Raw genomic sequence first — 26580 nt, 5'->3', positions numbered from 1 at the left:
GGCCCGTCGCGCGTCCGGAACCCCGCGTTCCGCACAGGCGACGGAGACGGGGCGGACACTCGAATGAGGGTCCGGCCCGTCGCGCGTTGCGTGTTCCGGTTCGGGTCCGGCCGTGCTCGGGACCGTTGCCGGGCCCGGTGTGGATCCCGGATTCAGGACCTCGGGTCGGGATCCCGCGCCGGGGTTGGCGCGGTTGCTACTTCGCGGCGCGCTTGGTCGCCGTCTTCTTGGCCGTGGTCTTCTTCGCCACGGTCTTCTTGGCAGCCGGCTTCGCCGCGACCTTCTTGGCCGTGGTGGCCTTCTTCGCGGTGGTGGCCTTCTTGGCGGCGGCCGTCTTGCGCGTCGCGGCCGGCTTGGCGGCGGCAGCCGTCTTCCGGGTCGCGGCGGGCTTCGCGGCAGCCGTGGTCTTGCGGGCCGCCGTACGGGTCGTCGCCTTGGCGGCCGTCTTGCGAGCCGGCTTGGCGCTGCCGGGACGCGGGGTCGGGCTGGCCTTGGCCGCCGCGCTCCCGGACTTCGGCATCTTCTTGGTGCCCGAGGTCAGGTCCTTGAAGCCCTGGCCCGGACGGAAGCGCGGGATCGCGGTCTTCTTGACCCGGACGCGCTCACCGGTCTGCGGGTTGCGCGCGTAGCGGGCGGCACGCTCGACCTTCTCGAACGAACCGAACCCCGTGATGGACACGCGGTCTCCGCCCGCGACCGCGCGGATGATGGCGTCGAGGACGGCGTCCACCGCTTCTGCGGCAGCCGTACGGCCACCCAGTCGGTCCTGGACCGCCTCGACAAGCTGAGCCTTGTTCACGTCTTCCCCTTCGAAAACCGATGCCGTATCAGATAGTCCGGCATTGGGCACGCTAAGCGCCCAATTGTGCTGAAGCAATTACCGAACGGACGAATCACCCTTGTGTCGCAACGGATTACAGACCTCGGCGGTGTCCGCGGCGAGCGCGGGGTCCTCGTCGAGCTCATCCATGAGCTTGGTCAGACGCCGTGCGGCGTCCGCCAGATCGTGTTTTGCGGCATCGGTGACGACCAGGAGGCGGCGAACCAGCGCCACTTTCGCGCCGTCCGGTATGTCGAGCTTACGCACTCGCGCATGCGCCTCCTTCAACCGGGTGGCGAGTTCGGCGTATAGCCGGACTTCGTCGGGGCTGTCGGGATGCGCTGCTTGGTCCACACCGTGATTGTGACAGCTCATCCGACAATGGGCCTGTTGGGCCGGATCGGGGGAACGCTCTTGCCCCGTCCGGGAAAAGCCGGAAGCGGCGGAGTGCAGGTGCACTCCGCCGCTTCCGCAAGGCAGTTGGCTCTTCCCGGGGTTGCCCTCCCGGTGGCCTGAATCAGTCAGTCGGACGGACCTCGTTCGGCCCTCCCGACGCAGGTCAGGCGGTCGTCCGCGAACCTCGGGCGTTCTGCGTACGCGGCAGCCAGGACGGCCGGCCGGCCTCGAACTCGGTGACGTCCGCCTCGTGGCGAAGGGTCAGGCCGATGTCGTCGAGACCCTCCAGCAGCCGCCAGCGCGTGTAGTCGTCGATCTCGAAATCGGCGACGACGGCGGCGTCTCCGTCGCCCGCGCGGACCTGCCGCTCGATGAGGTCGACGGTGATCTCGACGGTCGGGTCGGCCTCGGTCAGCGCCCACAGGCGGTCGACCGTCTCCTGCGGCAGGACGACCGTCAGCAGGCCGCCCTTCAGCGAGTTGCCGCGGAAGATGTCGGCGAAGCGGGACGAGATCACGGTCTTGAAGCCGTAGTTCTGCAGGGCCCAGACCGCGTGCTCGCGCGACGAACCGGTGCCGAAGTCCGGTCCGGCGACCAGGACCGTGGCGCCGGCGCGTTCCGGCTGGTTGAACACGAAGGCCGGGTCCTTGCGCCAGGCCTCGAAGAGCCCGTCCTCGAAGCCGGTCTTGGTGACCTTCTTCAACCAGTGGGCCGGGATGATCTGGTCGGTGTCGACGTTGCTGCGGCGCAGCGGAACGGCCGTACCGGTGTGGGTGGTGAACGGTTCCATGGCGATCAGACTCCTGCGGGCACTGCGGCATCGAGGTCGGCGGGGGCGGCCAGGTGGCCCAGGACCGCGGTGGCGGCGGCGACCTGCGGCGAGACGAGGTGCGTACGGCCGCCCTTGCCCTGCCGTCCCTCGAAGTTGCGGTTGGAGGTCGACGCGCTGCGCTCGCCCGGGGCCAGCTGGTCCGGGTTCATGCCCAGGCACATCGAGCAACCGGCGTACCGCCATTCGGCACCGGCCTCGGTGAACACCTTGTCCAGGCCCTCGCTCACGGCCTCCAGCGAGACGCGTACGGACCCGGGCACGACGAGCATGCGCACGCCGTCCGCGATCCTGCGGCCGCGCAGGATGTCCGCGACCGCGCGCAGGTCCTCCATACGGCCGTTCGTGCACGAGCCGATGAAGACCGTGTCGACCTTGATGTCGCGCAGCGCCTGTCCGGCCGTAAGGCCCATGTACTCCAGGGCCTTTTCGGCGGCGCTGCGCTCGGACGGGTCGTCGAACGACGCCGGGTCGGGCACGTTCGCGGACAGCGGCGCGCCCTGGCCGGGGTTGGTGCCCCACGTGACGAACGGCGTGAGTTCGGACGCCTCGATGACCACCTCGTGGTCGAACGTCGCGTCGTCGTCGGTCTTCAGCGACGCCCAGTACTCGACCGCGGCGTCCCAGTCCGCGTCCTGCGGCGCGTGGTCGCGGCCCTTCAGGTACCCGAAGGTCGTGTCGTCGGGCGCGATCATGCCGGCCCGGGCGCCCGCCTCGATCGACATGTTGCAGACGGTCATCCGGCCCTCCATCGAGAGGTTCCGGACGGCTTCGCCGCGGTACTCGATGACGTAGCCCTGTCCGCCGCCCGTGCCGATCTTCGCGATCACCGCGAGGATCAGGTCCTTGGCCGTGACCCCGGAGGGCAGTTCGCCGTTGACGGTGACGGCCATGGTCTTGAACGGCGCCATGGGCAGCGTCTGCGTGGCCAGAACGTGCTCGACCTGGCTGGTGCCGATGCCGAACGCCAGCGCGCCGAAAGCGCCGTGCGTCGACGTGTGGCTGTCGCCGCACACCACGGTCATGCCGGGCTGGGTCAGGCCCAACTGCGGGCCGACCACGTGCACGACGCCCTGCTCGACGTCGCCGAGCGAGTGGATGCGCACGCCGAACTCGGCGGCGTTGCGGCGCAGCGTCTCCAACTGGACGCGGGACACCGGGTCCGCGATGGGCTTGTCGATGTCGAGGGTGGGGGTGTTGTGGTCCTCGGTCGCGATCGTGAGATCGGTCCGGCGGACCGGGCGCCCGGCCTGGCGCAGGCCGTCGAAGGCCTGCGGGCTGGTCACCTCGTGCAGCAGGTGCAGGTCGATGTAGAGCAGGTCCGGCTCTCCTTCAGCGCGACGCACGACGTGTGCGTCCCAGACCTTCTCCGCGAGTGTCCGTCCCATCGCTGTCCCTCCGGTCGGCGTCATTGCCGACTTCCTGTGTCGTGTTCCGCGGTCGCATCCCGGCTGCCCACCCGCAGCGTGTGCGCCCACGGTCCGAACTCTGCCACCTGAGCCGTCCAAAACGGACTTGCGTCTCGTCATTCGAGACGGCAATATCAGAGCATGGACAACTCTAGCGGAGTCGGCGTGCTCGACAAGGCCGCTGTCGTGCTGGCCGCGCTCGAAGCCGGTCCCGCGACGCTGGCGGGGCTTGTCGCCACTACCGGACTGGCCCGACCCACCGCGCACCGCCTCGCGGTGGCGCTGGAACACCACCGTCTCGTCGCCCGGGACATGCAGGGGCGCTTCGTCCTCGGACCGCGCCTCGCGGAGCTCGCCGCGGCCGCGGGCGAGGACCGCCTGCTGGCCGCGGCCCACCCGGTGCTCGCGCACCTGCGCGACGTCACCGGCGAGAGCGCGCAGCTCTACCGGCGCCAGGGCGACATGCGCGTATGCGTCGCCGCCGCCGAGCGGCTCTCCGGCCTGCGGGACACCGTCCCGGTGGGCAGCACGCTGCCGATGAAGGCCGGCTCGGCCGCGCAGTGCCTGCTCGCGTGGGAGGAGCCGGAGCGCCTGCACCGCGGCCTCCAGGGTGCGCGTTTCACCGCGACCACGCTGTCCGGCGTACGCCGCCGCGGCTGGGCGCAGAGCATCGGCGAGCGCGAGCCCGGCGTCGCCTCTGTCTCGGCCGCCGTACGCGGACCCAGCAACCGCGTCGTGGCCGCCGTTTCGGTGTCCGGCCCGATCGAGCGCCTCACCCGCCACCCGGGCCGCCTGCACGCGCAGGCCGTCATGGAGGCCGCCGCGAAGTTGTCCGACGCACTGCGCAAGGCCCAGGTGGACGTCTGACCCCGGCTTGCGGCCCGGGCCTGACACCAATCCCACCCCGGGCCGCCACCGGAGGCATTGCCACCGGATGCGCTGCCGCAGTACGGGTCGACGCACGACCCGCGGACACGCCGACGCAAGGCCCGTGGACAGACCGAGACACGACCTGCGGCATTCGTGCTACAACCCCCTGAAGTGGGGGCTCATTTCGGTTTCTGTGGACAACGAGGCGACCGAAAGGCTGTACAGCCGCTCACCCATGGGGGCTCAATTCGGGTGCCGCGGACGACGCGACGGCCGAACGGCGATGCGGCCGCTCATCGGCGGACCCTCACGCGGCACAGGCCGTGGGGTGCATGTGCGAACGGCACGTGTGGAGCAAAGTGGGCGACCACGTCGGCGAGTTCCCGGATATGGCGGGCGCCGCCGCGCCACACCGCGGTCGTCGCCGCCACGGGAGCGCCGAACTCTCGATCGATGCGTTCCTGGATGCGTTCCTGGAAGCGCGCCTCGAAACTCCCCGCCGCGCCCCACGTGACCGGCCCTACGGCGTCATGCCAGGCCCGCACCGCAACCACGCCCACGCGGTGCGTCCGATCGGAGCTCGGCAGGCAGACGAAGGACTCGACCTGGCTCCACGGCACGGTCAGCGGAATCACGCCGAGCGGAGCGGGGAACGTGAGGCCGTGGGCGTCCAGACGGAACACGACCCCGTGGTCCAACTCGCTCCGCAGCCAAAGGACGGCGCCAAACGCGCACGCCACGGCTCCCGCCACTACGACCCACGCCCCGCCCACCACTCCGAGGACGATGACCAGGCCGCAAAAGGCACCCGCGACGATCGGTTTGACCAAGTGCCATCCCGGCTGGTGGTGCAGTTCGTAGGTATCCGGGGCGTTGGAGCGCATTCGACCTCCCGAGACGCGGGCACCGGACGAACGGTACGGCGCATGATGTGCCGCGGTCGCACGGCGGGCCGGGCGTTGGCCGGGCGTTCGAGGGATGCGGGTACGCGGGGCGTTGCCGATCGGCTCGTGCGTCGATGCGCGAACGTCGGTCCGCGGGACGGATTTTCCGCATAGGCAAATCCGGCTCGGGAGGCAACGGCGGTCGCTGTACCGTGCGTTTCCCTGTGAGGAGAACCGACCTTCGACGAACTGGACGCAACTGCCGTCGGCAGGGCTCCGACCGCCGTCCGCCCGCACACTCCCGGAGGGGCATGCGGGCGGTTACGGGATGGTCACGGAGTGGTCAAGTGCCGCGCGTCAGTGCCCCGGCCTGAAGGTCTTCCAGCCGTCGCCCCACGGCTCGTCGGACGACGCGGCACCGGTGTTCGGCGCGGGCCGGCTCGGCCTCGCCGGCTTGGCCTGCTGCGGCTTGCGGGCGGCCGGAATGCGCTTGGGCTGGGCCGCGGGCGCGGCCCTGCGCGGCGTCGGCTCGGCAGGCTGCGCGGGCTTGTTGGTCAGCGGCTTCTGGACCGATGCGGTGGCCAGCGGGCTGGGCGCCGTCATCGGGTTCGGGGGTACGGCCGGAAGCGGCGGTTCCGCTCCCGCACGGGCCTGTTCGCGTCCCTGGACGAAGCTGTCGAGCCGGGTGCGCACATCCTGGGGATCCCGCGACAGGCCCAGCGGGATGCCCGGGGCGAGCCCGGGAACGGCGTCCACCGCGGCCCCCGGAACCAGGTTCGCCTGAGGCATGCGCCGGGGCAGCCCCGAGTGCGTCAGGCCCTCCACCACAGGCTCACGCGCGGCCTGCGCAGCGCGCCAGCTGTTGTCGTCCACCGAACCCCCATCTCAGTCCGCCGTGCCCGCTCCGCGCCCGCGATCAGCCGCATATCAATTGGGCAACGGAATCCGTCGCCACGACAGTAGCAACGCACAGCAGTGCATGGGGGTTCCGGGGTCCGCGATACATGACCTTGTCACCAAGCTGTGAAACTTTTGCCGCAGGCAGCTTCGCGGGTCATGCCGGGATTGGGGCGATCATGAGGGTTCGTCGGGAACACAGCCGAGACGCCCCGGAAGCCCCGTCCGCCCGCTCTGCGGTACCCCGCGCGACGCACGAACCGCGCCACGGTCGGCAAACCGCGTACCCCGGCTGGGCCTTCCCCGGGAACGGCCCGCAGGTGGTCCGGCGGGAGGTCTTCGGGCGGGCCGCACAGACGACGGTCCGGTCGTACGCCGCCCGCTGCCCGTGACCGGCGGAACGCGCGGGAGGACACAGCGCGGGAGGACACAGCGCGGCAGGACAGAGCGCGGCAGAGCGGCGGCGTACCGGCTCTCCGGACCCGCAACGGACAACGGAGTCGGGCGGGTCCACGCAGGACCCGCCCGACTCCGTTGTCCGACACGATGGTCCGGGAGAACTCCCCCGGACCGCGATCAGCGCAGTCGCGCCATCAGCGCGTGCTCGACGAGCGTGATGAGCGTCGACTTGGCCGACTCGCGGCGCCGCGCGTCACAGCTGACGATCGGCGTCTCGGGGCCGATCTGCAGCGCCTCGCGCACGTCGTCCGCGTGATGCGTCTGCACACCGTCCCAGCAGTTGAGGGCGATGATGAACGGCAGCCCGCTGTTCTCGAAGTAATCGATCGCGGGGAAGCAGTCCGCCAGGCGGCGGGTGTCCACGATGACGACGGCGCCGATGGCGCCGCGGACCAGGTCGTCCCACATGAACCAGAACCGGTGCTGACCCGGTGTACCGAAGAGGTACAGGATCAGGTCCTCGTCCAACGTGATGCGGCCGAAGTCCATCGCGACCGTCGTGGTTCCCTTGTCGGGCGTGGCCGCGATGTCGTCGATCCCCGCGCTGGCGGAGGTCATGACGGCCTCCGTACGCAGCGGCGCGATCTCCGAGACCGCCCCCACGAGCGTCGTCTTGCCCACGCCGAAGCCGCCGGCCACGACGATCTTGGCTGAGGTCGTGGAGGACCGCGGCGCCGGGACCGGTCCCGGGCTAGAGCTTGCGAAGTCCACTGAGCACCCTTTCGAGCAGCGTCACGTCCGGCTGCCCCTGGTCGTTCCCCGGCTGATGGATGACCACGAGTCCGGCCTCGGCGAGGTCCGCGACAAGCACGCGGGCGACGCCGAGGGGGATGGAGATCAGGGCCGAAATCTCGGCGACCGACTTGACCTGCCGGCACAAGTCGCAAATGCGCTGGTGCTCAGGCAGCAGGCCAGGTGGATTCGCCACCTGGGGCGTGGTGGTCACCAGGGCCTCCAGCGCGAGCTGGTACCGCGGCCTGGTGCGGCCACCCGTCATGGCATATGGGCGTACCAGGGTCTCGTGGAACTCCTGGTCGCCGTGTTCGGACATCTCCGGATGCGTCATCGCGGCAGGGCACCTTGGAGTTCCGCGCGAAGGGCCGGAGTGAGGACCGTGCCGGCGCGGTCGACCAGCAGGGCCATCTCGTAGCCGATGAGGCCGATGTCGCACTCCGGCGACGCCAGCACGGCCAACGAGGACCCGTCGGAGATCGACATGATGAACAGGAAGCCCCGTTCCATCTCGACCACCGTCTGCGTGACGTGCCCGCCCTCGAAGATGCGGGACGCACCCTGCGTCAGGCTGGTCAGGCCGGATGCCACGGCCGCGAGCTGGTCGGCTCGGTCCCGCGGAAAGCCCTCGGACAGGGCGAGCAGCAGGCCGTCCGCGGAGACCACGACCGTGTGGGAGACACCGGGGGTGTTGTCCACGAAGTTCGTGATCAGCCAGTTCAGGTTCTGCGCGGCCTGGCTCAACTCAGTCATGCCTGCTCCTGGTTGTTCTCGTCACGAGGCTGCGGGGCCATTCCCCCGGCCCCGGCAGTGCGACCTTGCTGAATGCCTCGGCGGAAGTTGGTCAGTCGACCACGGACGTCGTCCGGGTTGCGCGACAGGCCGGACGCCCCGTCCTGCGGAACCTGCGCCGCGCCACGGGGAGTTCCCGGGGTGAGCGGCGCGGCGGGACCGCCGGTGCGGGTGCCGGGGACCGGGCCGGGTGCCTGGGGCGCGGTGCCCCCGACACCGCCCGGAACCAGGTTGGCGCGCGGTACGCGGCGCGGCAGGCCGGCCGTCGTCGTTCCGCCCGAAGCGGGTTCACGCGCGGCCTCGGCCGCCCGCCAACCCTCGTCGCCGGCCGAGTACCACCCGGACGGCGCCTGCTCCGCGGCCGGCCGACCCGGCTGCGGCGCGGCGGGCTGCTGCGGCTGCTCCACCGGGGCGGCGTGCGCCGCCTGGCGCAGCGGCTGCTGCGGAATCCCCTGCGTCTCGGCCGGTGCGGCCGGTCCCGCGTGGGAACGCCGGGGCAGCTGCGCCTGCTCCGAATCACGTTGCGGCAGCGGCGGGTTGGTGCTTCCCGGGGTCCGCCGGTCCAACCCCTGCGATTCGGTTGCCGCGAGCGAACCCGCGGCGTCGTCGGCCTCGGTGCGCGAGGTGCGCACCTGCGCGGCGCGCATACGCCCGCCGCGGCCGGTCCGACGGTGGAACCAGTCCGACTCGAGGGTCTCGAAGATCGGCGACCGCTCGTCCTCGATCGCCTGCGGCAGCGCGACCGAGTCGTCGAGTGCGTTGAGCGGCTCCGGCTGCGCCGGCAACTGCCGGTGCTGCGGAGGCTGTTGCGGCAGCTGCTGGGGCACCTGGTGCTGTGGTGCCGCGGGCAGGCCGCGGGCTTGCTGCGGCTCCGGCTGGGCTGGAGCGGGGCGGCCCTGCTGCTGGCGGCCGTCCTGGTACAGCGCCCGCGGGTCCTGCTGCGCGGTCCGGGCGTCGGCCTGCTGCGGCGCCGGCTGCTGCTGGCGCACCGGGGAATTCGGCGTGCGCAGCGCGGGCAGCGCGTCGCCGGAACCGGGCTGCGGCGGACGGGCGCCGGGGTCGCGCTGACCCTGGCCGTCCGCGCCGGTCCTGGGGTCAACGCGCGGCGCCTCGGTGCGGCGCTGCGGTGCCTCGTAGGCCGGCATCTGCGGCGGCGGGGCGACCGGCGACAGGCTGTCGTACTCCGGGCCGGACCACGCGGACGCGCGCTGCTGCTGCGGCGGTTCGGCCATCGGCATCGCGCCGGTGTCCTGGTCGCCGCGGCGCGGCAGGCCGCCGCCCTGACCGCGGTCGGTGCCGCCGTGCTCGGTGGGCTCCGGGTCGAACCGCGGCTGCTGGTAAGGCTGTTCGTAGTCCGGTCGGGCGTACGCGCTGGGCTGCGCGTAGTCGCCGAACGGCTGCTGCGCCGGCTGCTGCTGGTCGTACTGCGGACGGTCGTAGGGCGACTGCTGCCCGCTCTCGTGCCGACCGGCCTGGTGCTGGCCCGTCTGCGGCCGACCGATCTGGTGCTGCCCGGTCTGGTGCTGCCCGGTCTGGTACGGGCTCTGGTGCTGACCGGTCTGGTGCTGCGGCTGCTCCGGCGCGAACGGCGACGCGAACTGCGCGGTTCCGCCGTCGACCGGGCGGGCGTCCTCGGCGCGCGGTGCCTGCGGCGCGACCGGCGCGAACGGGTTGTCCGCGTCGTTCTGCTGCGGGAACGGCGTGCCCGGGAACGGGGTGTCGTGTGTGGCCGGGCCTTCGGCGAACGCCGACGCCGGCTCGTACGCGCCGTTCTGCGGCGCCTGGCCGGCCCGCTGCGGAAGCGGGCGGGGCGCCTCGCTGCGCCCGGCCTCCGGACCGGGACGCTGCGGTCCGGCCGCGGCGGCGGGCAGCGCCTGCATCTCCTGCGACGCGGTCAGCGCGTCGGGCTCCCAGCCCGGCGCGACGGCCGCGCGGCCGTTGGACTTGTCCCAGTTGCCGCCCGGGCGGTCGCCCTGGATCAGCTCGATCGGCAGCATGACCAGCGCGGTCGTACCGCCGCCGTCGCCGGGGCGCAGCTGGACGCGGATGCCGTGTCGGGTCGACAGGCGGCCGACCACGAAGAGGCCCATGCGCCGGGATATGGAGACGTCGACGACGGGCGGTCGGGCGAGGCGCTGGTTCGCGTCCGCCAGGTCGTCGCCGGTCAGGCCGATGCCGTTGTCGTGGATCTCGATGAGCGCGCGGCCGTCCGGGAGGATGTGGCCGGTGACGCGGACCTTGGTGTGCGGGCTGGAGAAGGTGGTCGAGTTCTCCAGCAGCTCCGCGAGGAGGTGCACGAGGTCGTTGACGGCGCGGCCGGCGATGTCGGTCGTCGGCAGGGCGCCCAGTTCGACACGCTCGTACTGCTCCACCTCGGATGCCGCGGCGCGCAGTACGTCGACCAGCGGGACGGGGCGCGTCCAGCGGCGGCCCGGCTCTTCACCCGCGAGGACCAGGAGGTTCTCACCGTTGCGGCGCATACGGGTGGCGAGGTGGTCGAGCTTGAACAGGTTCGCCAGCTGGTCGGGGTCCGCCTCGCGGTTCTCCAGGTCGGAGATGAGTGCGAGCTGACGCTGGATCAGGCTCTGGCTGCGGCGCGACAGGTTGACGAACATCGAGTTGACGTTGCCGCGGAGGAGGGCCTGTTCGGCCGCGAGCCGGACGGCCTCCGTGTGGACGGCGTCGAACGCGCGGGCCACCTGGCCGACCTCGTCGCGGGTCGCGACACCGATCGGCTCGACGCTCAGATCGACGTCCCCGGGTTCGGACTCCGCGAGGCGGCGGACCGTCTCCGGCAGCCGCTGCTCGGCGATCTCCAGAGCGCTGCGGCGCAGGGTGTTGAGCGAGCGGACCAGCGAACGCGCCACGATCACACCGAGGATGATCGTGAAGAGCAGGGCCGCGACGACGAGGACGGTGTTGACGAGGGCGTCTTTGCGGGCCTCGTCACGCAGGCTGTCGGCCTTGTCGAGCAGCTGGTCGCCCATCTGGGTCTCGAGCTGCATCATGTGCGACAGGTAGTCGCTGGCCAGCTTGTACCAGGCTTCGGGCGATTCATAGCCCGGCGTCCCGCCGAGGCCGCTGACGACGGTCTGGAGCCCCCGGTCGTCCGTGGCGACCATGTGCGTGGCGATCGCGTTCAGCATGGCGGCCACGTCGCTGCCCTTGCCGGCGCTGAAGACGTCGGCGTACCGGCGGTTCTCGTCGGGCGTCGCCACCGCCTGGAAGGCCAGGATCGCGTCGTCCTGGCCGCCCTGCAGCAGGCTCTTGAAGCCTTCGGCCGCGTCGGCGTAGGGGAATTCGGGGCGTCCGCCGTATGCGGCGCCGATCGCACGGCCCGCGGAGATCTGCGCCTTGAGCTCACCGAACAGGCCGAGCGCACGGGCGCCCTGCACCAGACCGGGGTCTCGGGTGATCTCGGGGGCCTGCTGGTTGATCGACAGCAGCGCCTCGATGATCTCCTGGTAGGCCTTCACCGTGCTGAACGGGTACGTCAGGTACGCGTTCTTGCGGATGTTCGCCAGGCCGTTCATCTTCTCCGAGACCACGCGGACCGTGGACTCGATGAGCGGCAGGTCCTCGAGGTCCATCTTGGCGACGGCGGCCTTGAAGCGCTCGAACTGCTCGTTCGTGCGCTGGTAGCGCGTCGTGATCTCGGGGACCTTCTCGGCCTTGTCCCCTCGGGCGAGGGGGTAGGCGCTGAAGTCGCGTTCCTCCTCCAGGAAGCCGACAAGCGTGGTGGATTCGTCGATGACCGCGCCGGCCTTCTGCACGACGTCCATCTCGCGGGTCGTGTCGACGGCGGACTGGATGCGCAGTCCGCCGAGCAGCGCCGCGACGATGACGGGCAGCAGCAGCAGCGCGGTGATGCGCGTACGGATGCGCCAGTTCTTGATGGAGAACAGCAGCTTCAACCGCGAAGGAGCCTGCGGGGCTCGACTGGCGGTGAGCTCTTGGGGTGGGCGCATGTCTGCGGGCCCGACAGCGGCCGGGGCTTCCGCGGATTCCTGCTGCCTCTTCCGACGTCCCTGCACTAGCTTCGCAACCTCTTGTGACCAGTCGTTGACCCGCCGGATCGGCGAGGCTTGTGTGCGGAGATCCCGGGCGGGACCTCGCTTGGGAACCACCCCCGTGGTCGCACGCATTTCAGCACAGCCCAGAGGCCGCAACAAGATAGCGGGGTCCGGAAAAATCCGGATTCCAGAGAACTGGGCCAGACAATCCCTTCGCCCAGGTTTGACCCGTTATTACCGGTCGCAATCGGACATAAGGACCCAGGTTTGGCTGGAATCCACAGAGGTGAAAATCACAGGTTCCGTGGGGAACTCGGTTACTCACTGCAATTGTCACAGCACCGTGCGTGAAACTTCGGCAATCGTAGCCTTTGCCCGGCCCCGGAGAACGGGGCCCGACTGACGTAACCATCAGTAACCTTGATATTCAAGAGGCCGCGCGCAATCGGCGGCGTGGATTCACCACGCGTGCCCGGCGTGCCTGCCGACCCGGTCGACCCTACGCGTCGACCGCATGCGTGCACACCCGACCGACCACCCGATTCGAAAGGGCGGACAACTCCGTCATGAGCCTGAGCACCCACCGTACGAACACCGCCAACCCGCGCCGTACGCAGCTCGACACCGTGCCGGTCCGCCCCGAGGGCCTCGACGAGGACACCACGCCCGTGCCGCTGGAGACCGGCCCCACCGCGAACCCGCGCCGCACGAACGTCATGGAGCAGCAGAACTGACGCACCGCCGCACGGCGCTGCGGGCCGGGCCCGCGGGATAGCCTGGGGGCGACCAGAACGTCCCCCGATTGATCCCGAGGTCCCGGCCCGTGCGCATCGTCAGGTTCTCCACCGGCGACTCCTATTCGTTCGGCGCGGTGGGGAGCCCCCGCGACCAACCCGACGAACTGGTCGTCGCCGAACTCGACGGGCATCCGTACGCCGGCATCTCGCTCACCGGGCAGAGCCACCGGCTCGCCGACGTGCAGCTCCTGTCGCCGGTGCTGCCCAGCAAGATCGTCGGGATCGGCAAGAACTACGCGGACCACGCCGCCGAGATGGGCGGTGAGGTCCCCGAGGTGCCGATCGTGTTCCTCAAGCCGTCCACCGCGGTGGTCGGCCCGGACGCGCCGGTGGTCTACCCGGAGATCTCCACCGAGGTGCACCACGAAGCCGAACTGGCCGTGGTGATCGGGCGCCTGTGCCGCGACGTACCCGCCGAGCGCGTCGCCGAGGTCGTCTTCGGCTACACCTGCGCGAACGACGTCACGGCGCGCGACCTCCAGCGCAGCGAGGGCCAGTGGGCCCGGGCCAAAGGCTTCGACACCTCGTGCCCGCTCGGGCCCTGGGTCGAGACCGAGCTCGACCCGTCCGACCTCGCCGTCACCTGCACGGTCAACGGGGACCTGCGGCAGGCCGGGCGCACCTCGCAGATGGTCCGCAGCATCACCGACCTGGTCGTCCATGTGACGGCCGCGATGACGCTGCTCCCCGGTGACGTGATCCTCACCGGGACCCCCGCGGGCGTCGGCCCGCTCCAGGTGGGCGACGAGGTCGCCGTCACCGTCGAAGGCATCGGAACTCTCACCAACAGGGTGATCAAGCGTGGCTAGCGAGCCCCAGGGCGCCGATGTGCGCGTCCGTTTCTGTCCCTCCCCGACCGGCAACCCGCACGTCGGGCTGATCCGCACCTGCCTGTTCAACTGGGCGTTCGCGCGGCACCACGGCGGCACCTTCGTCTTCCGGATCGAGGACACCGACGCCGCGCGCGACTCGGAGGAGTCGTACGAGCAGCTGCTCGACGCCCTCAAGTGGCTCGGGTTCACCTGGGACGAAGGCCCCGAGGTCGGCGGCCCGCACGCGCCCTACCGCCAGTCCCAGCGGATGGACATCTACGCGGACGTCGCCAAGCGCCTGCACGAGGCCGGGCACGCGTACGAGTGCTTCTGCACCACCGAGGAGCTGGAGCGGCGCCGCGACGCCGCGCGTGCCGCCGGCAAGCCGTCCGGGTACGACGGCCACTGCCGCGACCTGAGCGCCGAGCAGGTCGCCGCGTACCGTGCGGAGGGCCGCGACGCGATCCTGCGCTTCCGCATGCCCGACCGCACGATCACCTTCACCGACCTGGTGCGCGGCGAACTGAGCTTCGAGCCCGAGCACGTGCCCGACTACGGCATCGTGCGCGCCAACGGCCGGCCGCTCTACACGCTGGTCAACCCGGTCGACGACGCGCTGATGGAGATCACCCACGTGCTGCGCGGCGAGGACCTGCTGTCCTCGACGCCGCGTCAGATCGCGCTGTACGCGGCACTCGCCGACATCGGCGTCGGCAACGGCACCACGCCGCGTTTCGGGCACCTGCCGTACGTCATGGGCGAGGGCAACAAGAAGCTCTCCAAGCGCGACCCGCAGTCGTCGCTCAACCTGTACCGCGAGCGCGGGTTCATCCCCGAGGGCCTGCTGAACTACCTTTCGCTGCTCGGCTGGTCGCTCGCGCCCGACCGCGACTACTTCTCCGTCGAGGAGATGGTCGCGGCGTTCGACGTCGCGGACGTCAACGCCAACCCGGCGCGCTTCGACCTCAAGAAGTGCGAGGCGGTGAACGCCGACCACGTGCGCGCGCTGGCCCCCGAGGACTTCCGCGACCGCCTGGTCCCGTTCCTGCAGAACGCCGGCCTGCTGCCCGCGCAGCCCACCGCCGGGCAGTTGGACCTGCTGGGCAAGGCCGCGCCGCTCACCCAGGAGCGCATGGTCGTGCTCGGCGAGGTCGTCGGCATGCTCGGGTTCCTGTTCGTGGCGCCGGAGGACTTCACGCGCGACGAGGCGGACAGCGCCAAGGTGCTGACCGCGGACGCCGCCCCGGTCCTGGAGGCCTCCGTCACGGCCCTGGAGTCGGTGGAGTGGGCCACGGACCCCATCCAGGCCGTGCTGCGCGAGGCGCTGGTCGACGGCCTGGGCATCAAGCCCAAGAACGCCTTCACCCCGCTGCGCGTCGCGGTCACCGGCCGCCGTGTGTCGCCGCCGCTGTTCGAGTCGATGGAACTCCTGGGCCGCGAGGCGACCTTGGCCCGTCTGCGGTCCGCGCTCGACGTCGCGCGCGGCTGATCCGCGTCCGTCCTCGCCCGGTCCGTCCGGGTGTGCGCACCGTCCCGCGAGGGCGGTGCGCACCCCGACCGGTAACCCGTTTTGGTCGGGCCCGCCTGATCGGGTAAAGTTCTACTCGTTCCGCCCCGCAGGGGGCCGGGACAAGCCAGCAAGATCCCTTTCACGGGGTCGAGCATTGGGGTATGGGGTAATTGGCAGCCCGACTGGTTCTGGCCCAGTTAGTCTAGGTTCGAGTCCTGGTACCCCAGCTGTGTCGCCGCAAGGCGACACGGCTGGCGATCACCGCAAGGTGGTCGGCAGTTTGAGTTTGGCCCCGTTGTGTAGCGGCCTAGCACGCCGCCCTCTCAAGGCGGTAGCGCGGGTTCGAATCCCGTCGGGGCTACTCGAGAAAAACACCGAGGCGTACTTTGGAACGCCTCGCCGTTCGATCGGCGACGATGCGACGGACACCATCCCCTCGGGGATGGGCTAGGGCCCCGTTGTGTAGCGGCCTAGCACGCCGCCCTCTCAAGGCGGTAGCGCGGGTTCGAATCCCGTCGGGGCTACCACGTACGAAATCCCCCACCACGGTGGGGGATTTTCTGTTTCCCGGCGCCTTCCCGCCCCCGCACGTGTCGCGGGGGCGCCGACCAGGTCCTGTCCGGACGCCGCGTTCGATCCGAAAACGGCCCGGGGCCGCCCCGCTCGCGGCGGGACGGCCCCGTAGGGCGTTCTGCGGGGCCGTCAGGCGTCCCGGGTGGGCGTGAGACCGGCCTTGAGGAGCCCGTACGTGTACGCGTCCTCCAAGGCCTGCCACGAGGCTCCGATGACGTTCTCCGCGACGCCGACGGTGCTCCACTCCTTCTTCCCGTCGCTCGTCTCCACGAGCACCCGCGTGATGGCGTCGGTCCCGTGCCGGCCTTCCAGCAGGCGGACCTTGTAGTCGACCAGCTCGAAGGACGCCAGCTCCGGGAAGATGCGCTCGAGCGCGAGGCGCAGCGCGCGGTCGAGCGCGTTGACGGGTCCGTTGCCCTCGCCCGTGGCCACGATGCGCTCGCCCTTGGCGTGCAGCTTCACGGTCGCCTCGTTCAACTGCGTGCCGTCGCCGCGCTGCTCGCTGATGGCACGGAACGACTCCAGCGTGAAGAAGCGCTCGCGGGCGCCCACCACCTCGTCGCGCAGCAGGAGTTCGAACGACGCGTCCGCGGCTTCGTACGTATAGCCGTTGGCCTCACGGGACTTCACCTGGTCCACGACGCGGCCGACCAGGTCGCGGTCGCCGGACAGGTCGTATCCCAGCTCCTTGCCCTTGAGTTCGATCGACGCCCGGCCGGCCATGTCCGACACGAGCATGCGCATGCTGTTGCCGACCAGTTCGGGGTCGATGTGCTGGTACAGGTCCGGGTCGACCTTGATGGCCGACGCGTGCAGTCCGGCCTTGTGCGCGAACGCCGAGACACCGACGTACGGAAGGTGCGTGGACGGCGCGAGGTTGACCACCTCGGCGATGGCGTGCGAGATGCGGGTCATCTCGCGCAGCCGGCCCTCGGGCAGGACCTGCATGCCCTTCTTGAGCTCCAGTGCGGCGACCACGGGGAACAGGTTGGCGTTGCCGACGCGTTCGCCGTACCCGTTCGCGGTGCACTGCACGTGCGTCGCCCCGCCCTCGACCGCGGCGATGGAGTTGGCGACCGCACACCCGGTGTCGTCCTGGGCGTGGATGCCGAGCCGCGCGCCGGTGGCGGCCTTGACGCGTGCCACGGTCCACTGGACCTGGCTGGGCAGCATGCCGCCGTTGGTGTCGCAGAGCACGACCACCTCGGCGCCGGCGTCGTGCGCGGTGCGTACGACACTCGTCGCGTACTCCGCGTTGGCCCGGTAGCCGTCGAAGAAGTGCTCGCAGTCGACGAACACGCGCCGCCCCTGCTCGCGCAGGTGCGTCACGGTGTCGCGGACCATCGCCAGGTTCTCGTCCAGCGTCGTGCGCAGCGCCAGGTCGACGTGCTTGTCGTGCGACTTCGCGACCAGGCAGACCACCGGGGCCTCGGCGTCGAGCAGCGCCTGGACCTGCGGGTCCTCGGCCGCGGTGGTCCCGGCCTTGCGGGTCGCGCCGAACGCGACGAGCTTCGCGTGCCGGAGGTCGAGTTCGGTGCGTGCCCGGCGGAAGAACTCGGTGTCGCGCGGGACCGCGCCCGGCCAGCCGCCCTCGATGAAGCCGACGCCGAACTCGTCCAGGTACCGGGCGATGGCGAGCTTGTCCCCGACCGTGAGGTTGATGCCCTCACGCTGGGAGCCGTCGCGCAGCGTGGTGTCGAAGACGTGGAAACTGTCGTCGGTCATGTCCGTGGGTCTCCTGACGCGTTCTCTGGCGGGACTGTTCAGGTCCGGATGTGCGGTGCTCGATGGCGGGCCCGCGCGCGCTGCCTGGCCGAGGGGTGTCCGGCCAAAACAAAAGACCCCTCGCGGTCGCGAGAGGTCTGCGTGCGGGCGGTGGGCTGAATGACGCTTGCCCCTTGTGGGGGGTCAGCCCGGTGCCGGCACGCTGCGGCTAATAATGAGCCACTGCTGCATGGTCGGAAGTCTGCCACACGATCCGGCGGTCGGTACGCGAGTCTCGCCATTTGGGCTAATCGACCACCGGACGGGGGCGGGCCCCCGTCCGGTGAACGGCGTTCGCGTGTTGCGGGCGCGGCGTGCGCCGCGGCCCCGCGTCCGGCTCGGCGACGGCAGTCGCGCCCGCTCAGACGATCTTGTGCAGCCAGCCGTGCGTGTCGGCGGCGCCGCCGGTCTGGATGTCGAGGAGGGCCTTGCGCAGTTCGAGCGTGACGGGGCCCGCGCCGCCGTCCCCGACCTGCCACGAGGCGTCCGTGGACTTCACCGAGCCGACCGGCGTGATGACCGCGGCGGTGCCGCACGCGAAGACCTCGCTGATCGAGCCGTCCGCGTTGCCGGCCTGCCAGTCCTCGACGGAGATCTTGCGCTCCTCGGTGGCGTAGCCGCGGTCCGCGGCGAGGCGCAGCAGCGAGTCGCGTGTGATGCCCGGGAGCAGGGAGCCGGTGAGCGAAGGGGTGAGGATGCGGGCGTCCTTGCCGCTGCCCTGCACGAAGTACAGGTTCATGCCGCCCATCTCCTCGATCCAGCGGCGCTCGTTCGCGTCGAGCCACACCACCTGGTCGCAGCCCTGCTCGGCGGCCTGAGCCTGGGCGACCAGCGAGGCGGCGTAGTTGCCGGCGCACTTGGCGGCGCCGGTGCCGCCGGGGGCGGCCCGCACGTACTCCTTGGACAGCCAGACCGAGACGGGCTTGACGCCGCCCGCGAAGTACGCGCCGGCGGGCGACGCGATGACCATGAAAAGGAACTCGTTCGAGGGACGCACGCCGAGGCCGACCTCGGTCGCGAACATGAACGGCCGGAGGTAGAGGCTCTGCTCCTCCTCCCCCGGCACCCACGCGTGGTCCTGCTTGACGAGCGCGTCGACGGCCGCGACGAACAGGTCCTCGGGAAGCTCCGGCATCGCCAGGCGACGCGCCGAGGCCTGGAAGCGCCGGGCGTTCTCGTACGGGCGGAAGGTGACCACCGAACCGTCCGCGTGCCGGTACGCCTTGAGGCCCTCGAAGATGGACTGCGCGTAGTGCAGCGTCATGTTCGCCGGGTCGATCTCCAGCGACGCGTACGGCGTCAACTGCGCGTCGTACCAGCCCCGACCCGCGCTCCACCGGATCGTCACCATGTGCTCGGTGAACACGCGGCCGAAGCCGGGGTTCGTCATACGAGCGGCGCGCTCGGCATCCGACAGCGGATGCGCGGTCGGCTTGAGATCGATCGTCACGGAGGTCGTCATGGGTTCCAGTGTCCTTCACCGAGGGATTGACGGGGCATCGTGGTGCCGCCTATCGGTTCCAGACGTTAACGCAGTCCACCGGGACACCGACAGGCACGGCCTGGCCGCCTCCGGCGCCGCCCCCGGAACAGGCGGGGCGGTGCCGGGCGGCAGCGGGAAGCCGGAGTGCCGCAGCTGAACCGCCGGTCGGCTTCGGGTGGTCTCGCGCCGACGGCGCCCGGTCGGGCGCCGTCGGCGAAAAAACGCGGGGCCGGCGATTCAGCCGGCTACTCGCTTGGCGATCGCGTCGCCGATCTCGCTGGTGGAGCGGGTGCCCAGCGACGCGCGCTCGGCGAGGTCGGCGTCGACCGCCGCCTCGACGCGGCGGGCGGCGTCGGTGTGGCCCAGGTGCTCGAGGAGCATCGCGACGGACAGCACGGTGGCGGTCGGGTCGGCCTTGCCCTGGCCCGCGATGTCCGGGGCGGAGCCGTGCACCGGCTCGAACATCGAGGGGAATTCACCCGCAGGGTTGATGTTTCCGCTCGCGGCGAGGCCGATACCGCCCGCGATGGCCGCCGCGAGGTCGGTGATGATGTCGCCGAACAGGTTGTCGGTGACGATCACGTCGAAGCGCTCGGGCTGGGTCACCATGAAGATGGTGGCCGCGTCCACGTGCAGGTAGTCGGTGGTGACCTCGGGGAACTCGGCCGCTACCTGGTTGAACACGCGGGTCCACAGGTGGCCGGCGTGCACCAGCACGTTGTTCTTGTGCACGAGGGTGAGCTTCTTGCGCGGGCGGGCCTGCGCGCGGGCGAAGGCGTCGCGCACGACGCGCTCGATGCCGAACGCGGTGTTGACGCTGACCTCGGTGGCGATCTCGTGCTCGGTGCCGGTGCGGAGCGTGCCGCCGTTGCCGACGTACGGCCCCTCGGTGCCCTCGCGGACCACGACGAAGTCGATCTGCGCGTCGGCGCCCAGCGGCGACGTGACGCCCGGGCCCAGCTTGGCGGGGCGCAGGTTGACGTGGTGGTCGAAGGCGAAGCGCAGCTTCAGCAGCAGGCCGCGCTCCAGGACGCCGGACGGCACCGACGGGTCGCCGATCGCGCCGAGCAGGATCGCGTCCTGGCCGCGGAGCTCGTCGAGGACGCTGTCCGGCAGCGTCTCGCCGGTACGGTGGTACAGCCGGGCCCCGAGGTCGTACTCGGTGGTCTCCAGGGCGACGTCGGCGGGCAGTGCCGCGGCGAGGACCTTGAGTCCCTCCGCGACGACCTCCTGGCCGATGCCGTCGCCGGGAACCACTGCGAGACGGATGCTGTTGGCGTTGCGAGACATGTGCCGGACCTTACTCCTCGTCCCAGCTGTCGACATTCGCGTTCCGGATGCTGGGACGGTGTACGCCACGGCGGGGGCAGGCCCGCCGGGACCGGAACTAGCGGCGGTCGCCGCCGACATCGCCGCCGTTGTCACGGCGGTCGAGGGCGCGCTGCAGCGCTTGGGCGGCGTTCTTGCGAGTGGTCTCGTCCATGGTGCACTCCACGAGGTCGAGCGGGGGGCGCTCAGCGGAAATCCGCGGAAGCGGGGTTGGCGGTGACGTGTTCCGCGGCGCTGATGGGCGCATCTCGGCGGACTCGCTCGCGAGGGAGTCGGCGGCGGAGAACCACGTCGGGCTGCAGGACAAATGCGGCGGACCTCGTGGGCGCTCGCGTCCCGCAATTCCTGTCGAACCGGGAGTTAGTGGGTCGATAGGAAGGTGGTTCCTTCACGGTAAGCGACACGGTGGGCCGCTGTCCGCAATTTACTCGGAGTTCCTACTATCTGAGATGCGGGGGTACTCCATCGGAGTCGCGCGAACACGCGAACGGCCCCGGAAGCGGTTGCTTCCGGGGCCGTTCGGGTGTTCGTCGGCCGACGGTCCCGTCGGTCGGGCCGAGTCCGCCGAGCAGCCGGCCGGGCCGGCCGGGCTGCTCGGGCTGGTCAGACGCGCCGGACGGGTCAGGCGGGTCTGGCAGCTCGGGTGGATCAGGTGGCGTGGGCGGCCTGGGTTCAGTCGGCCAGGTTCACCGGGCGGACGAAGTCCGCGCCGATCTCGGCGCCGATCTCGGTGAGCACGGCCGCCGGGATGGTCGAGTCGACGGTCAGCGCGACCAGCGCGACGCCGCCCTTGGCGGCCCGGCTGACCTGCATGCCGGCGATGTTGACGCCGGCGTCGCCCAGCAGCCGGCCGATGACGCCGACGACGCCCGGGCGGTCGGCGTACCGCAGGAAGACCATGTGCCGGGTCAGCTGGAGGTCGACGTCGAAGCCGCCGACCTCGACGACCTTCTCGATCCGCTTGGGACCGGCGAGGGTGCCGGACACCGACACGTCGGTGCCGTCCGTCAGGGTGCCGCGCACGCTCACCACGTTGCGGTGGTCGGGGCTCTCCGAGCTGGTGGTCAGGCGTACCTCGACACCGCGCTCCTGGGCGAGCAGCGGCGCGTTGACGTACGACACCGACTCCTCGACGACGTCGGAGAACACGCCCTTGAGGGCGGCCAGTTCGAGCACCTTGACGTCGTACTGGGTGATCTCGCCGCGCACCTCGACGTCGAGGCGCTGCGCGACGCCGCCGACCAGCGCGGTGAAGATGCGGCCGAGCTTCTCGGCGAGCGGCAGGCCCGGGCGTACGTCGGGGGCGATCTCGCCGCCCTGCACGTTGACCGCGTCCGGCACCAGTTCGCCGGCCAGCGCGAGGCGGACCGACTTGGCGACCGCGATACCGGCCTTCTCCTGCGCCTCGTCGGTGCTCGCCCCCAGGTGCGGGGTCGCCACGACGTTGTCGAACTCGAACAGCGGGCTGTCCGTGCACGGCTCCTTGCTGAAGACGTCCAGGCCCGCGCCCGCGACCCGGCCCTCCTTCAGCGCCGACGCGAGCGCCTGCTCGTCGACGATGCCACCGCGCGCGGCGTTGACGATGCGCACGGTGGGCTTGACCTTGTGGAGCGCCTCGTCGCCGATCAGACCCAGCGTCTCGGGGGTCTTGGGCAGGTGCACCGTGATGAAGTCGGACTGCTCCAGGACCTCGTCCAGGGTCAGCATCCGCACACCCATCTGGGCGGCGCGCGCGGGCTGCACGTAGGGGTCGTACGCGACGATGTTCATGCCGAACGCCGACATGCGCTGCGCGACCAGCACGCCGATGCGGCCCAGGCCGACGACGCCGAGCGTCTTCTCGGCGAGTTCGACGCCGGTGTACTTGCTGCGCTTCCACTCGCCGTTCTTGAGCGCGGCGTTGGCCGGCGGAATGTTGCGGGCGACCGAGATCAGCAGGCCGCACGCGAGTTCGGCGGCGGTCACGATGTTGGACGTCGGCGCGTTGACGACCATCACACCGGCCTTGGTGGCCGCCGCGACGTCGACGTTGTCGAGGCCGACACCGGCGCGCGCGACGACCTTGAGGCGCTTGGCGGCGGCGATGGCCTCGGCGTCGACCTTGGTCGCGCTGCGGATCAGGATGGCGTCGACGTCGGCGATCGCGGGCAGCAGCTCGGCGCGGTTGGCGCCGTCGCAGTGCCGGATCTCGAAGTCGGGACCGAGCGCGTCGACCGTGGCCGGCGACAGTTCTTCAGCGATGAGGACGACGGGCTTGCTCACTGCGATCCTTTGCTTTCTTCGTCGGCAGCGATGACAGCGCACCCCGGACGCATCGGGCGCGTGGGGGCGGGTGGGTCTGACGCGGGCACGAGTCTAATGCCGCTTTGTGAATGCCTTCACAGTCGTCCGATGGCTGGACGGCGTCAGTCCGCGGCCAGAAACCATCCGATCGTCACCCGCCGTTGCCCGCCGCGGTCGGCTATGACCACCTCGCCCGAGCCGGGCCTGGTGAGCGGCAGGCTTCCCCCGTACGGGAGTACGCGGCGCACCCCGTCGTCGACGTGCACCTCCGCGACCGGTGCGTCCTGCGACCCGCGGATCCAGGTGACGAACCACGCGTTCGTGTCGTCGCAGTGGAACTCCAGGTGCACGCGCGACACGAACAGCCAGTCGGCGGGCGTCACAAGGTGGCAGCGGGACGCGTCGCGGCCGACCGCAAGCGTCGCGCCGGGCCTTGTCGGCGCATTCGCCATGAGCATGGCGACGGTCGCCGCGTCGTCGGCGCCCGACGTCGAGGCCATATTCAGATCGAGCACCGGTTCTTCCCCTCCCGAAAACCTCTGGTCGTCCCCCGGTCAGGTCCCGGTGGTGCGCCGCGGGGGCTGGCCGCCGCAAGGGCATGGCCCGCGTCCCGCTATGCCGTGGGTGACGGCGGTCTGCGCGATGAGGTCCCATCCACCGTGCACGTGTCGCACGGTGTCCAGGTAGTTCGGCCCGAGCAGTTCGTTGAGCTCGGGACACAGACCCGAACTGTAGAACTCACGGCGCAGTTTCGTCTTGCACCGTTCGACAGTTGCCGCCGACAGGTGCAGAAGCTCACACAGTTCGCGCGTCGACTTGGCGCGCTTGACCTGGCGACCGTGGATCCAGTCGCACGACATCGCGGTCAGGACCTCGATCTCGGTGTCGGACAACCGGTTCTGCAGGACGAACGGCGCGACGTCCTGCGTCTCGGGCACGCCCACGTCCGGCTCGGTCGGTTCGTCGCCGGCCAGCTGCGGCAGCGACAGCCGCCACTCGACGATCACGCGGCGTCTGCGCGCCAGGTCGCTGATCACGATGCGGCCGGCGCGCTGGCCGCCGAGCGGCAGCGTCGCACCGTACGGCACCGGCTCGGAGACCCCTTCGCGGTCGATCTGCACCAGCGCGACCGGGCGGGTGTGCGAGCCCTGGAGCCACTCCACGGTCCAGCGCTTCTCGTCGGTGAACACGAACTCCAGGTGCACACGCGAGACGAAGCGCCAGTCCTTGGGCGTGGCCAGCGCGCAGCGCGACGGGTCGCGGCCCACGCCGAGCCGCTGGCCCGGCTCGCTGGGCATCTTGACCGTACGCGACCTGGGCAGTTCCTGGTCGCGCAGGTCGGCGTCGTCCGACGTCGCCGCTTGGAGGACTAGTTCGAGCATCGCCATCCGTCCGGTCTCGGCCCCTTGTGGGGGCTCCTCGTGCACCATGGTCGCGGTCCGACCGTACGACCTACCCGCTTGCGGGGGAATCCTCGGGTCCCTGGCCGGGGCCCTCGGCGCCGCTCTCGGCGGGCCGGGCCCGCGGTGGCGCGGCGGCCGCGGACGCCGTGGGCAGGGCCTCGCACTCGATGACCACGGCCGTCGCGTCGTCGTCCCCGCTCTGCACGGCGGTGACCGTCAGCGTGGTCGCGGCGTGGAAGGGGTCGCCGTGGATCAGGTCGGCGACGGTCTCGTCCGGCAGGTGGCCGACGCCGTCCGTCGCGAGCACCACGCGGTCGCCCGGGTGGAGTTCGATGCGCTGGAGTTCGGGGTCGGGCTGCTGCGAGCCGCCGAGCGGGGTCGACGTCAGCAGCCACGGGCGGCCCAGGTCGGCCGCGTTGCCCTGCTCGGTGAGCCGGAACGCCGCTCCGCCGCGCACCAGCCAGCACACGCTGTCGCCGCATCCGGCGAGGTGCAGTCGGCCGTCCTGGATGACGGCGGCGACCACGGTGGTGCGCATGCCCTCGTACGTCTGCCCGTGCCCGTGCCGCCGCACCGCCAGGTCGGCGACGGCGATCGAGGCGCGGAGCCGGTCGCTCCATCCGGCGGACAGGTCGGCGGCCGCGAGGTCGGCGACGAGGGTGCGGCACGCGACGTCGGCGGCGTACCACCCCGAGGGGTGGCCGCCGAGTCCGTCGGCGACGACGAAGACGCTGCCCGTGGCGGCATAGCGGTCGTCGTTGTCGCGGGCCGTCAACTCCGGTCCCAGGCCCAGGCGTTCGCGGCGCATGGCGCGGCGGCGGCCGGGGTGCGACGCGGCGGACCAGGCGGACGCCTGGACCTCCACGTCACCGGCGGTCGGCCGGGCGTCCTGGTCGCGGCGGCGCGCGACGCTGTCGGTCCGGGACGTCGCCTCGTCCGCCTCGGCCGGCGGGATCGGCCCCGGCGGCGGGGGTACGGGCGGCGGCGGCACGGCGGGGGTGTCGGTGGGGAGCGCGCGGATCGTGGGCACCGTCGCGTCGTGGCCCGCGGTGCCGTAGGGGTCGGCCTGCGAGCCGCCCACCGCACTCGCCCGGGCCCCGGGCCGGGGCGTCGGGTCGTACGCGGGCGCCGACGCCTGCGCGGACGGCCGGGCGCCTTCCGCCGGGCCGGCCTGGCCGGCCGACGAGCTCCGGCGCGGCGCCGGTTGCCGGGGGGCGGGGCGTGCCGGCTCGACCACGGAGCGCCCGCGCGGGCCGGCCGCCGGTGTCGGGCCCTGCGTCGATGCGGGTGCCGGAGCAGCCGCCGGACCGGGCGCCGGGGCGGCCGGATCGACGTGCGGCGACGGCGCGTCGCCGCCCGGTGGCCGACGCGGCGGCGCGCTGTGCGCCGGCGGCGGGGGTACGGGGCGGGAAGGGGTGGGAGGCAGGTCCGCCATGTCGTCGAAGTCCAGGTAGAGGTCGGCAAACATGTCGTCGCCCGCACCGGGGCCCGGATCGGCGGCGGCCGCCGCCCTGGGCGCCGACGGCGCGGGGTCGGCGTCGCCGGCACGGCGGTCGCCGAACGGTGCGGCGCGCGCCGCGTGTTCGTCCGGCGTTCTGTGTGCGGGCCGGGACACGCCCGCACTGTCGCCGCGGCCGTTGCCGCGGTCGGAATCGGCCTGCGGCGCACCCGGGCGGTCCATGTCGCCTCCCCCTCCGGCCGTCGTGCGGGCCGTACGCTCGCCGTCGCGGGTGGAGGCGCGCAACTCGTCCTGTCGCAGTGTGCGTTCGAACGCGGCGGAAGCGCCCGCGTCGCGTCTCCCGCCCGGCGCCGCCGCGCCATGGCCCAACGCCCCGCCCCCGGGCGGCATTCCACCGCGGGCCGACACGGCCCCCTCCCGGCGGATGGAGTCCCCACTACCCCTCATCTGCCTCACGCTCCACGAGGTCGGTCCGGACGGTTCTCCGGTGCGCCGGTAGAAACGGTGCCACCAGCATTGCGCCTGCGGGCGCCCCATGACACGGGTCCACCCCTGCGAGTTTGATTGTTCCCTACTCGGGGGCCGACCGGTGAGGCGATCAAGCACACCTGTGGACAACCCGTGGCAGAAGGTTTCGCTTCCCCGTCGCCGCGTCAACCAGGAATGTCGCGAATGTCCTTCATCGCCTGCCCTGGCGCCGCGTCCCGCGACACCTCACCGGCGGCCTCCCCGGCACCGGGAGGGACGGACGAAGGCGGCGGACGGGAAGCGCCGGAGCCGCCTGAGCCCGGCACGAACCGAAACGGCGTACTGCCCGCGGTGACCGCGATCGCCGTTGGCGGCATGGTGGAATCCACGGTGAGTTCGTATCCGTCGCGCGGATGGGTGCAGACGATCATTGCCGTCCGGGTTTCCTCATGAGCCGCGAAATACCGTATGCCCCACGAACGTTCCACCGGCCCTTCGCTCGTCGGTGCCTCTCCGCCCGAACGTGGGGAGCGTTTCGTTGCGATTTGGCGGGACGTTCGACTGCGTCGACGGAAGGATCTGATAGCCGGCGGCGCAG

23 protein-coding genes and 3 tRNA genes are annotated in these 26580 nt (G+C 71.3%); 7 read left to right on the top strand and 19 right to left on the bottom strand.

Translation table 11 applies throughout. From position 1 onward, the window contains the following. Window positions 1–196 precede the first annotated feature (196 nt). The 4 genes from ACWD12_RS36030 to leuC all read right to left on the bottom strand — a co-directional run bounded on the left by ACWD12_RS36030 (window position 197) and on the right by leuC (window position 3433). Window positions 197–799, bottom strand: a complete 603-nt coding sequence (locus ACWD12_RS36030) for an HU family DNA-binding protein (protein WP_450103114.1) — start codon at window positions 797–799, stop codon at window positions 197–199. A 78-nt stretch (window positions 800–877) separates the two neighbouring features. Further along, window positions 878–1195, bottom strand: coding sequence for an SCO5555 family protein (locus ACWD12_RS36025; RefSeq protein ID WP_358365294.1), 318 nt, complete (start codon window positions 1193–1195; stop codon window positions 878–880). Window positions 1196–1379: 184 nt separating this feature from the next. After that, a complete protein-coding gene (gene leuD, locus ACWD12_RS36020; protein WP_450103113.1) occupies window positions 1380–2006 on the bottom strand; it encodes a 3-isopropylmalate dehydratase small subunit in 627 nt (208 codons plus the stop codon). A 5-nt stretch (window positions 2007–2011) separates the two neighbouring features. Beyond that, entirely contained in the window at window positions 2012–3433 is a 1422-nt protein-coding gene (leuC, locus tag ACWD12_RS36015) for a 3-isopropylmalate dehydratase large subunit (RefSeq protein ID WP_358364954.1), read from the bottom strand. Between the two features lie 162 nt (window positions 3434–3595). Here leuC and ACWD12_RS36010 point away from each other — a divergent pair, with 162 nt between their 5' ends. After that, window positions 3596–4321 (top strand): IclR family transcriptional regulator, encoded by a 726-nt coding sequence (locus tag ACWD12_RS36010; protein ID WP_231778302.1) that lies wholly within the window; start codon window positions 3596–3598, stop codon window positions 4319–4321. 296 nt (window positions 4322–4617) lie between these two features. On the opposite strand, the gene ACWD12_RS36005 is transcribed toward ACWD12_RS36010, so the two are convergent. The 6 genes from ACWD12_RS36005 to ACWD12_RS35980 all read right to left on the bottom strand — a co-directional run bounded on the left by ACWD12_RS36005 (window position 4618) and on the right by ACWD12_RS35980 (window position 12002). Further along, window positions 4618–5208 carry a hypothetical protein gene (locus ACWD12_RS36005; protein ID WP_450103112.1) on the bottom strand — a complete coding sequence of 197 codons (591 nt, stop codon included), beginning with the start codon at window positions 5206–5208 and terminating at the stop codon, window positions 4618–4620. 357 nt (window positions 5209–5565) lie between these two features. Then, window positions 5566–6081 carry a hypothetical protein gene (locus ACWD12_RS36000; protein WP_450103111.1) on the bottom strand — a complete coding sequence of 172 codons (516 nt, stop codon included), beginning with the start codon at window positions 6079–6081 and terminating at the stop codon, window positions 5566–5568. A gap of 600 nt (window positions 6082–6681) precedes the next feature. After that, window positions 6682–7275 carry a GTP-binding protein gene (locus ACWD12_RS35995; protein ID WP_231778304.1) on the bottom strand — a complete coding sequence of 198 codons (594 nt, stop codon included), beginning with the start codon at window positions 7273–7275 and terminating at the stop codon, window positions 6682–6684. Further along, window positions 7256–7735: a DUF742 domain-containing protein gene (locus tag ACWD12_RS35990; RefSeq protein WP_358364656.1), complete on the bottom strand. Its 480-nt coding sequence runs from the start codon at window positions 7733–7735 to the stop codon at window positions 7256–7258. Before ACWD12_RS35990 ends, ACWD12_RS35995 begins: the two co-directional genes overlap by 20 nt. Beyond that, on the bottom strand, window positions 7627–8049 hold the full coding sequence (locus ACWD12_RS35985) for a roadblock/LC7 domain-containing protein (protein WP_231778306.1): 423 nt from the start codon (window positions 8047–8049) through the stop codon (window positions 7627–7629). Before ACWD12_RS35985 ends, ACWD12_RS35990 begins: the two co-directional genes overlap by 109 nt. After that, on the bottom strand, window positions 8046–12002 hold the full coding sequence (locus ACWD12_RS35980) for a nitrate- and nitrite sensing domain-containing protein (protein ID WP_450103110.1): 3957 nt from the start codon (window positions 12000–12002) through the stop codon (window positions 8046–8048). Before ACWD12_RS35980 ends, ACWD12_RS35985 begins: the two co-directional genes overlap by 4 nt. Before the next feature lie 665 nt (window positions 12003–12667). Between ACWD12_RS35980 and ACWD12_RS35975 the strand changes: the two genes are divergently transcribed. The 6 genes from ACWD12_RS35975 to ACWD12_RS35950 all read left to right on the top strand — a co-directional run bounded on the left by ACWD12_RS35975 (window position 12668) and on the right by ACWD12_RS35950 (window position 15747). Then, a complete protein-coding gene (locus ACWD12_RS35975; protein WP_358364660.1) occupies window positions 12668–12835 on the top strand; it encodes a hypothetical protein in 168 nt (55 codons plus the stop codon). An 89-nt stretch (window positions 12836–12924) separates the two neighbouring features. Beyond that, window positions 12925–13707 carry a fumarylacetoacetate hydrolase family protein gene (locus ACWD12_RS35970; RefSeq protein WP_358364663.1) on the top strand — a complete coding sequence of 261 codons (783 nt, stop codon included), beginning with the start codon at window positions 12925–12927 and terminating at the stop codon, window positions 13705–13707. Next, a complete protein-coding gene (gltX, locus tag ACWD12_RS35965; RefSeq protein WP_450103109.1) occupies window positions 13700–15199 on the top strand; it encodes a glutamate--tRNA ligase in 1500 nt (499 codons plus the stop codon). The genes ACWD12_RS35970 and gltX overlap by 8 nt, the downstream gene beginning before the upstream one ends. Window positions 15200–15375: 176 nt before the next feature. Then, window positions 15376–15447, top strand: a tRNA-Gln gene (locus tag ACWD12_RS35960). Between the two features lie 61 nt (window positions 15448–15508). After that, window positions 15509–15581 (top strand) — tRNA-Glu (locus ACWD12_RS35955). Between the two features lie 90 nt (window positions 15582–15671). Further along, window positions 15672–15747 (top strand) — tRNA-Glu (locus ACWD12_RS35950). Window positions 15748–15922: 175 nt separating this feature from the next. Here the strand turns inward: ACWD12_RS35950 and cimA are convergent. The 9 genes from cimA to ACWD12_RS35905 form a co-directional block, all read right to left on the bottom strand. Beyond that, complete coding sequence (cimA, locus tag ACWD12_RS35945; RefSeq protein ID WP_358349773.1) at window positions 15923–17518, bottom strand: citramalate synthase; 1596 nt, start codon at window positions 17516–17518, stop codon at window positions 15923–15925. A gap of 400 nt (window positions 17519–17918) precedes the next feature. Then, complete coding sequence (locus ACWD12_RS35940) at window positions 17919–19019, bottom strand: branched-chain amino acid aminotransferase (protein ID WP_358349776.1); 1101 nt, start codon at window positions 19017–19019, stop codon at window positions 17919–17921. A gap of 258 nt (window positions 19020–19277) precedes the next feature. Beyond that, window positions 19278–20330, bottom strand: coding sequence for a 3-isopropylmalate dehydrogenase (locus ACWD12_RS35935; protein WP_358349779.1), 1053 nt, complete (start codon window positions 20328–20330; stop codon window positions 19278–19280). A 97-nt stretch (window positions 20331–20427) separates the two neighbouring features. Beyond that, entirely contained in the window at window positions 20428–20616 is a 189-nt protein-coding gene (locus tag ACWD12_RS35930; RefSeq protein ID WP_450103116.1) for a hypothetical protein, read from the bottom strand. Window positions 20617–21041: 425 nt separating this feature from the next. Further along, the gene (serA, locus tag ACWD12_RS35925; RefSeq protein WP_450103108.1) at window positions 21042–22631 is read right to left on the bottom strand and encodes a phosphoglycerate dehydrogenase; all 1590 of its coding nucleotides are present in this window, start codon (window positions 22629–22631) and stop codon (window positions 21042–21044) included. A 143-nt stretch (window positions 22632–22774) separates the two neighbouring features. Continuing rightward, a complete protein-coding gene (locus ACWD12_RS35920) occupies window positions 22775–23167 on the bottom strand; it encodes an FHA domain-containing protein (protein ID WP_358349785.1) in 393 nt (130 codons plus the stop codon). Window positions 23168–23206: 39 nt separating this feature from the next. Beyond that, complete coding sequence (locus ACWD12_RS35915) at window positions 23207–24082, bottom strand: hypothetical protein (protein ID WP_358349788.1); 876 nt, start codon at window positions 24080–24082, stop codon at window positions 23207–23209. Window positions 24083–24104: 22 nt separating this feature from the next. Next, window positions 24105–25736, bottom strand: coding sequence for a protein phosphatase 2C domain-containing protein (locus ACWD12_RS35910; RefSeq protein ID WP_450103107.1), 1632 nt, complete (start codon window positions 25734–25736; stop codon window positions 24105–24107). 431 nt (window positions 25737–26167) lie between these two features. Beyond that, entirely contained in the window at window positions 26168–26413 is a 246-nt protein-coding gene (locus ACWD12_RS35905; protein ID WP_450103106.1) for a hypothetical protein, read from the bottom strand. Window positions 26414–26580: the final 167 nt, after the last annotated feature.

The organism is Streptodolium elevatio (assembly GCF_053592165.1).
The sequence above is the reverse complement of the archived record's forward strand: the minus strand, read 5'-3'. Positions and strand labels throughout refer to the sequence as shown.

Coding starts and splice junctions, on each gene's coding strand:
- ACWD12_RS35940 (WP_358349776.1), bottom strand. CDS start 19,019: ATGACGACCTCCGTGACGATCGATCTCAAGCCGACCGCGCATCCGCTG.
- ACWD12_RS35935 (WP_358349779.1), bottom strand. CDS start 20,330: ATGTCTCGCAACGCCAACAGCATCCGTCTCGCAGTGGTTCCCGGCGAC.
- leuC (WP_358364954.1), bottom strand. CDS start 3,433: ATGGGACGGACACTCGCGGAGAAGGTCTGGGACGCACACGTCGTGCGT.
- ACWD12_RS35910 (WP_450103107.1), bottom strand. CDS start 25,736: ATGGACCGCCCGGGTGCGCCGCAGGCCGATTCCGACCGCGGCAACGGC.
- ACWD12_RS35985 (WP_231778306.1), bottom strand. CDS start 8,049: ATGACTGAGTTGAGCCAGGCCGCGCAGAACCTGAACTGGCTGATCACG.
- ACWD12_RS35975 (WP_358364660.1), top strand. CDS start 12,668: ATGAGCCTGAGCACCCACCGTACGAACACCGCCAACCCGCGCCGTACG.
- ACWD12_RS35930 (WP_450103116.1), bottom strand. CDS start 20,616: ATGCGCCCATCAGCGCCGCGGAACACGTCACCGCCAACCCCGCTTCCG.
- leuD (WP_450103113.1), bottom strand. CDS start 2,006: ATGGAACCGTTCACCACCCACACCGGTACGGCCGTTCCGCTGCGCCGC.
- ACWD12_RS36005 (WP_450103112.1), bottom strand. CDS start 5,208: ATGCGCTCCAACGCCCCGGATACCTACGAACTGCACCACCAGCCGGGA.
- ACWD12_RS36025 (WP_358365294.1), bottom strand. CDS start 1,195: ATGAGCTGTCACAATCACGGTGTGGACCAAGCAGCGCATCCCGACAGC.
- ACWD12_RS35915 (WP_358349788.1), bottom strand. CDS start 24,082: ATGGTGCACGAGGAGCCCCCACAAGGGGCCGAGACCGGACGGATGGCG.
- cimA (WP_358349773.1), bottom strand. CDS start 17,518: ATGACCGACGACAGTTTCCACGTCTTCGACACCACGCTGCGCGACGGC.
- ACWD12_RS36010 (WP_231778302.1), top strand. CDS start 3,596: ATGGACAACTCTAGCGGAGTCGGCGTGCTCGACAAGGCCGCTGTCGTG.
- ACWD12_RS35905 (WP_450103106.1), bottom strand. CDS start 26,413: ATGATCGTCTGCACCCATCCGCGCGACGGATACGAACTCACCGTGGAT.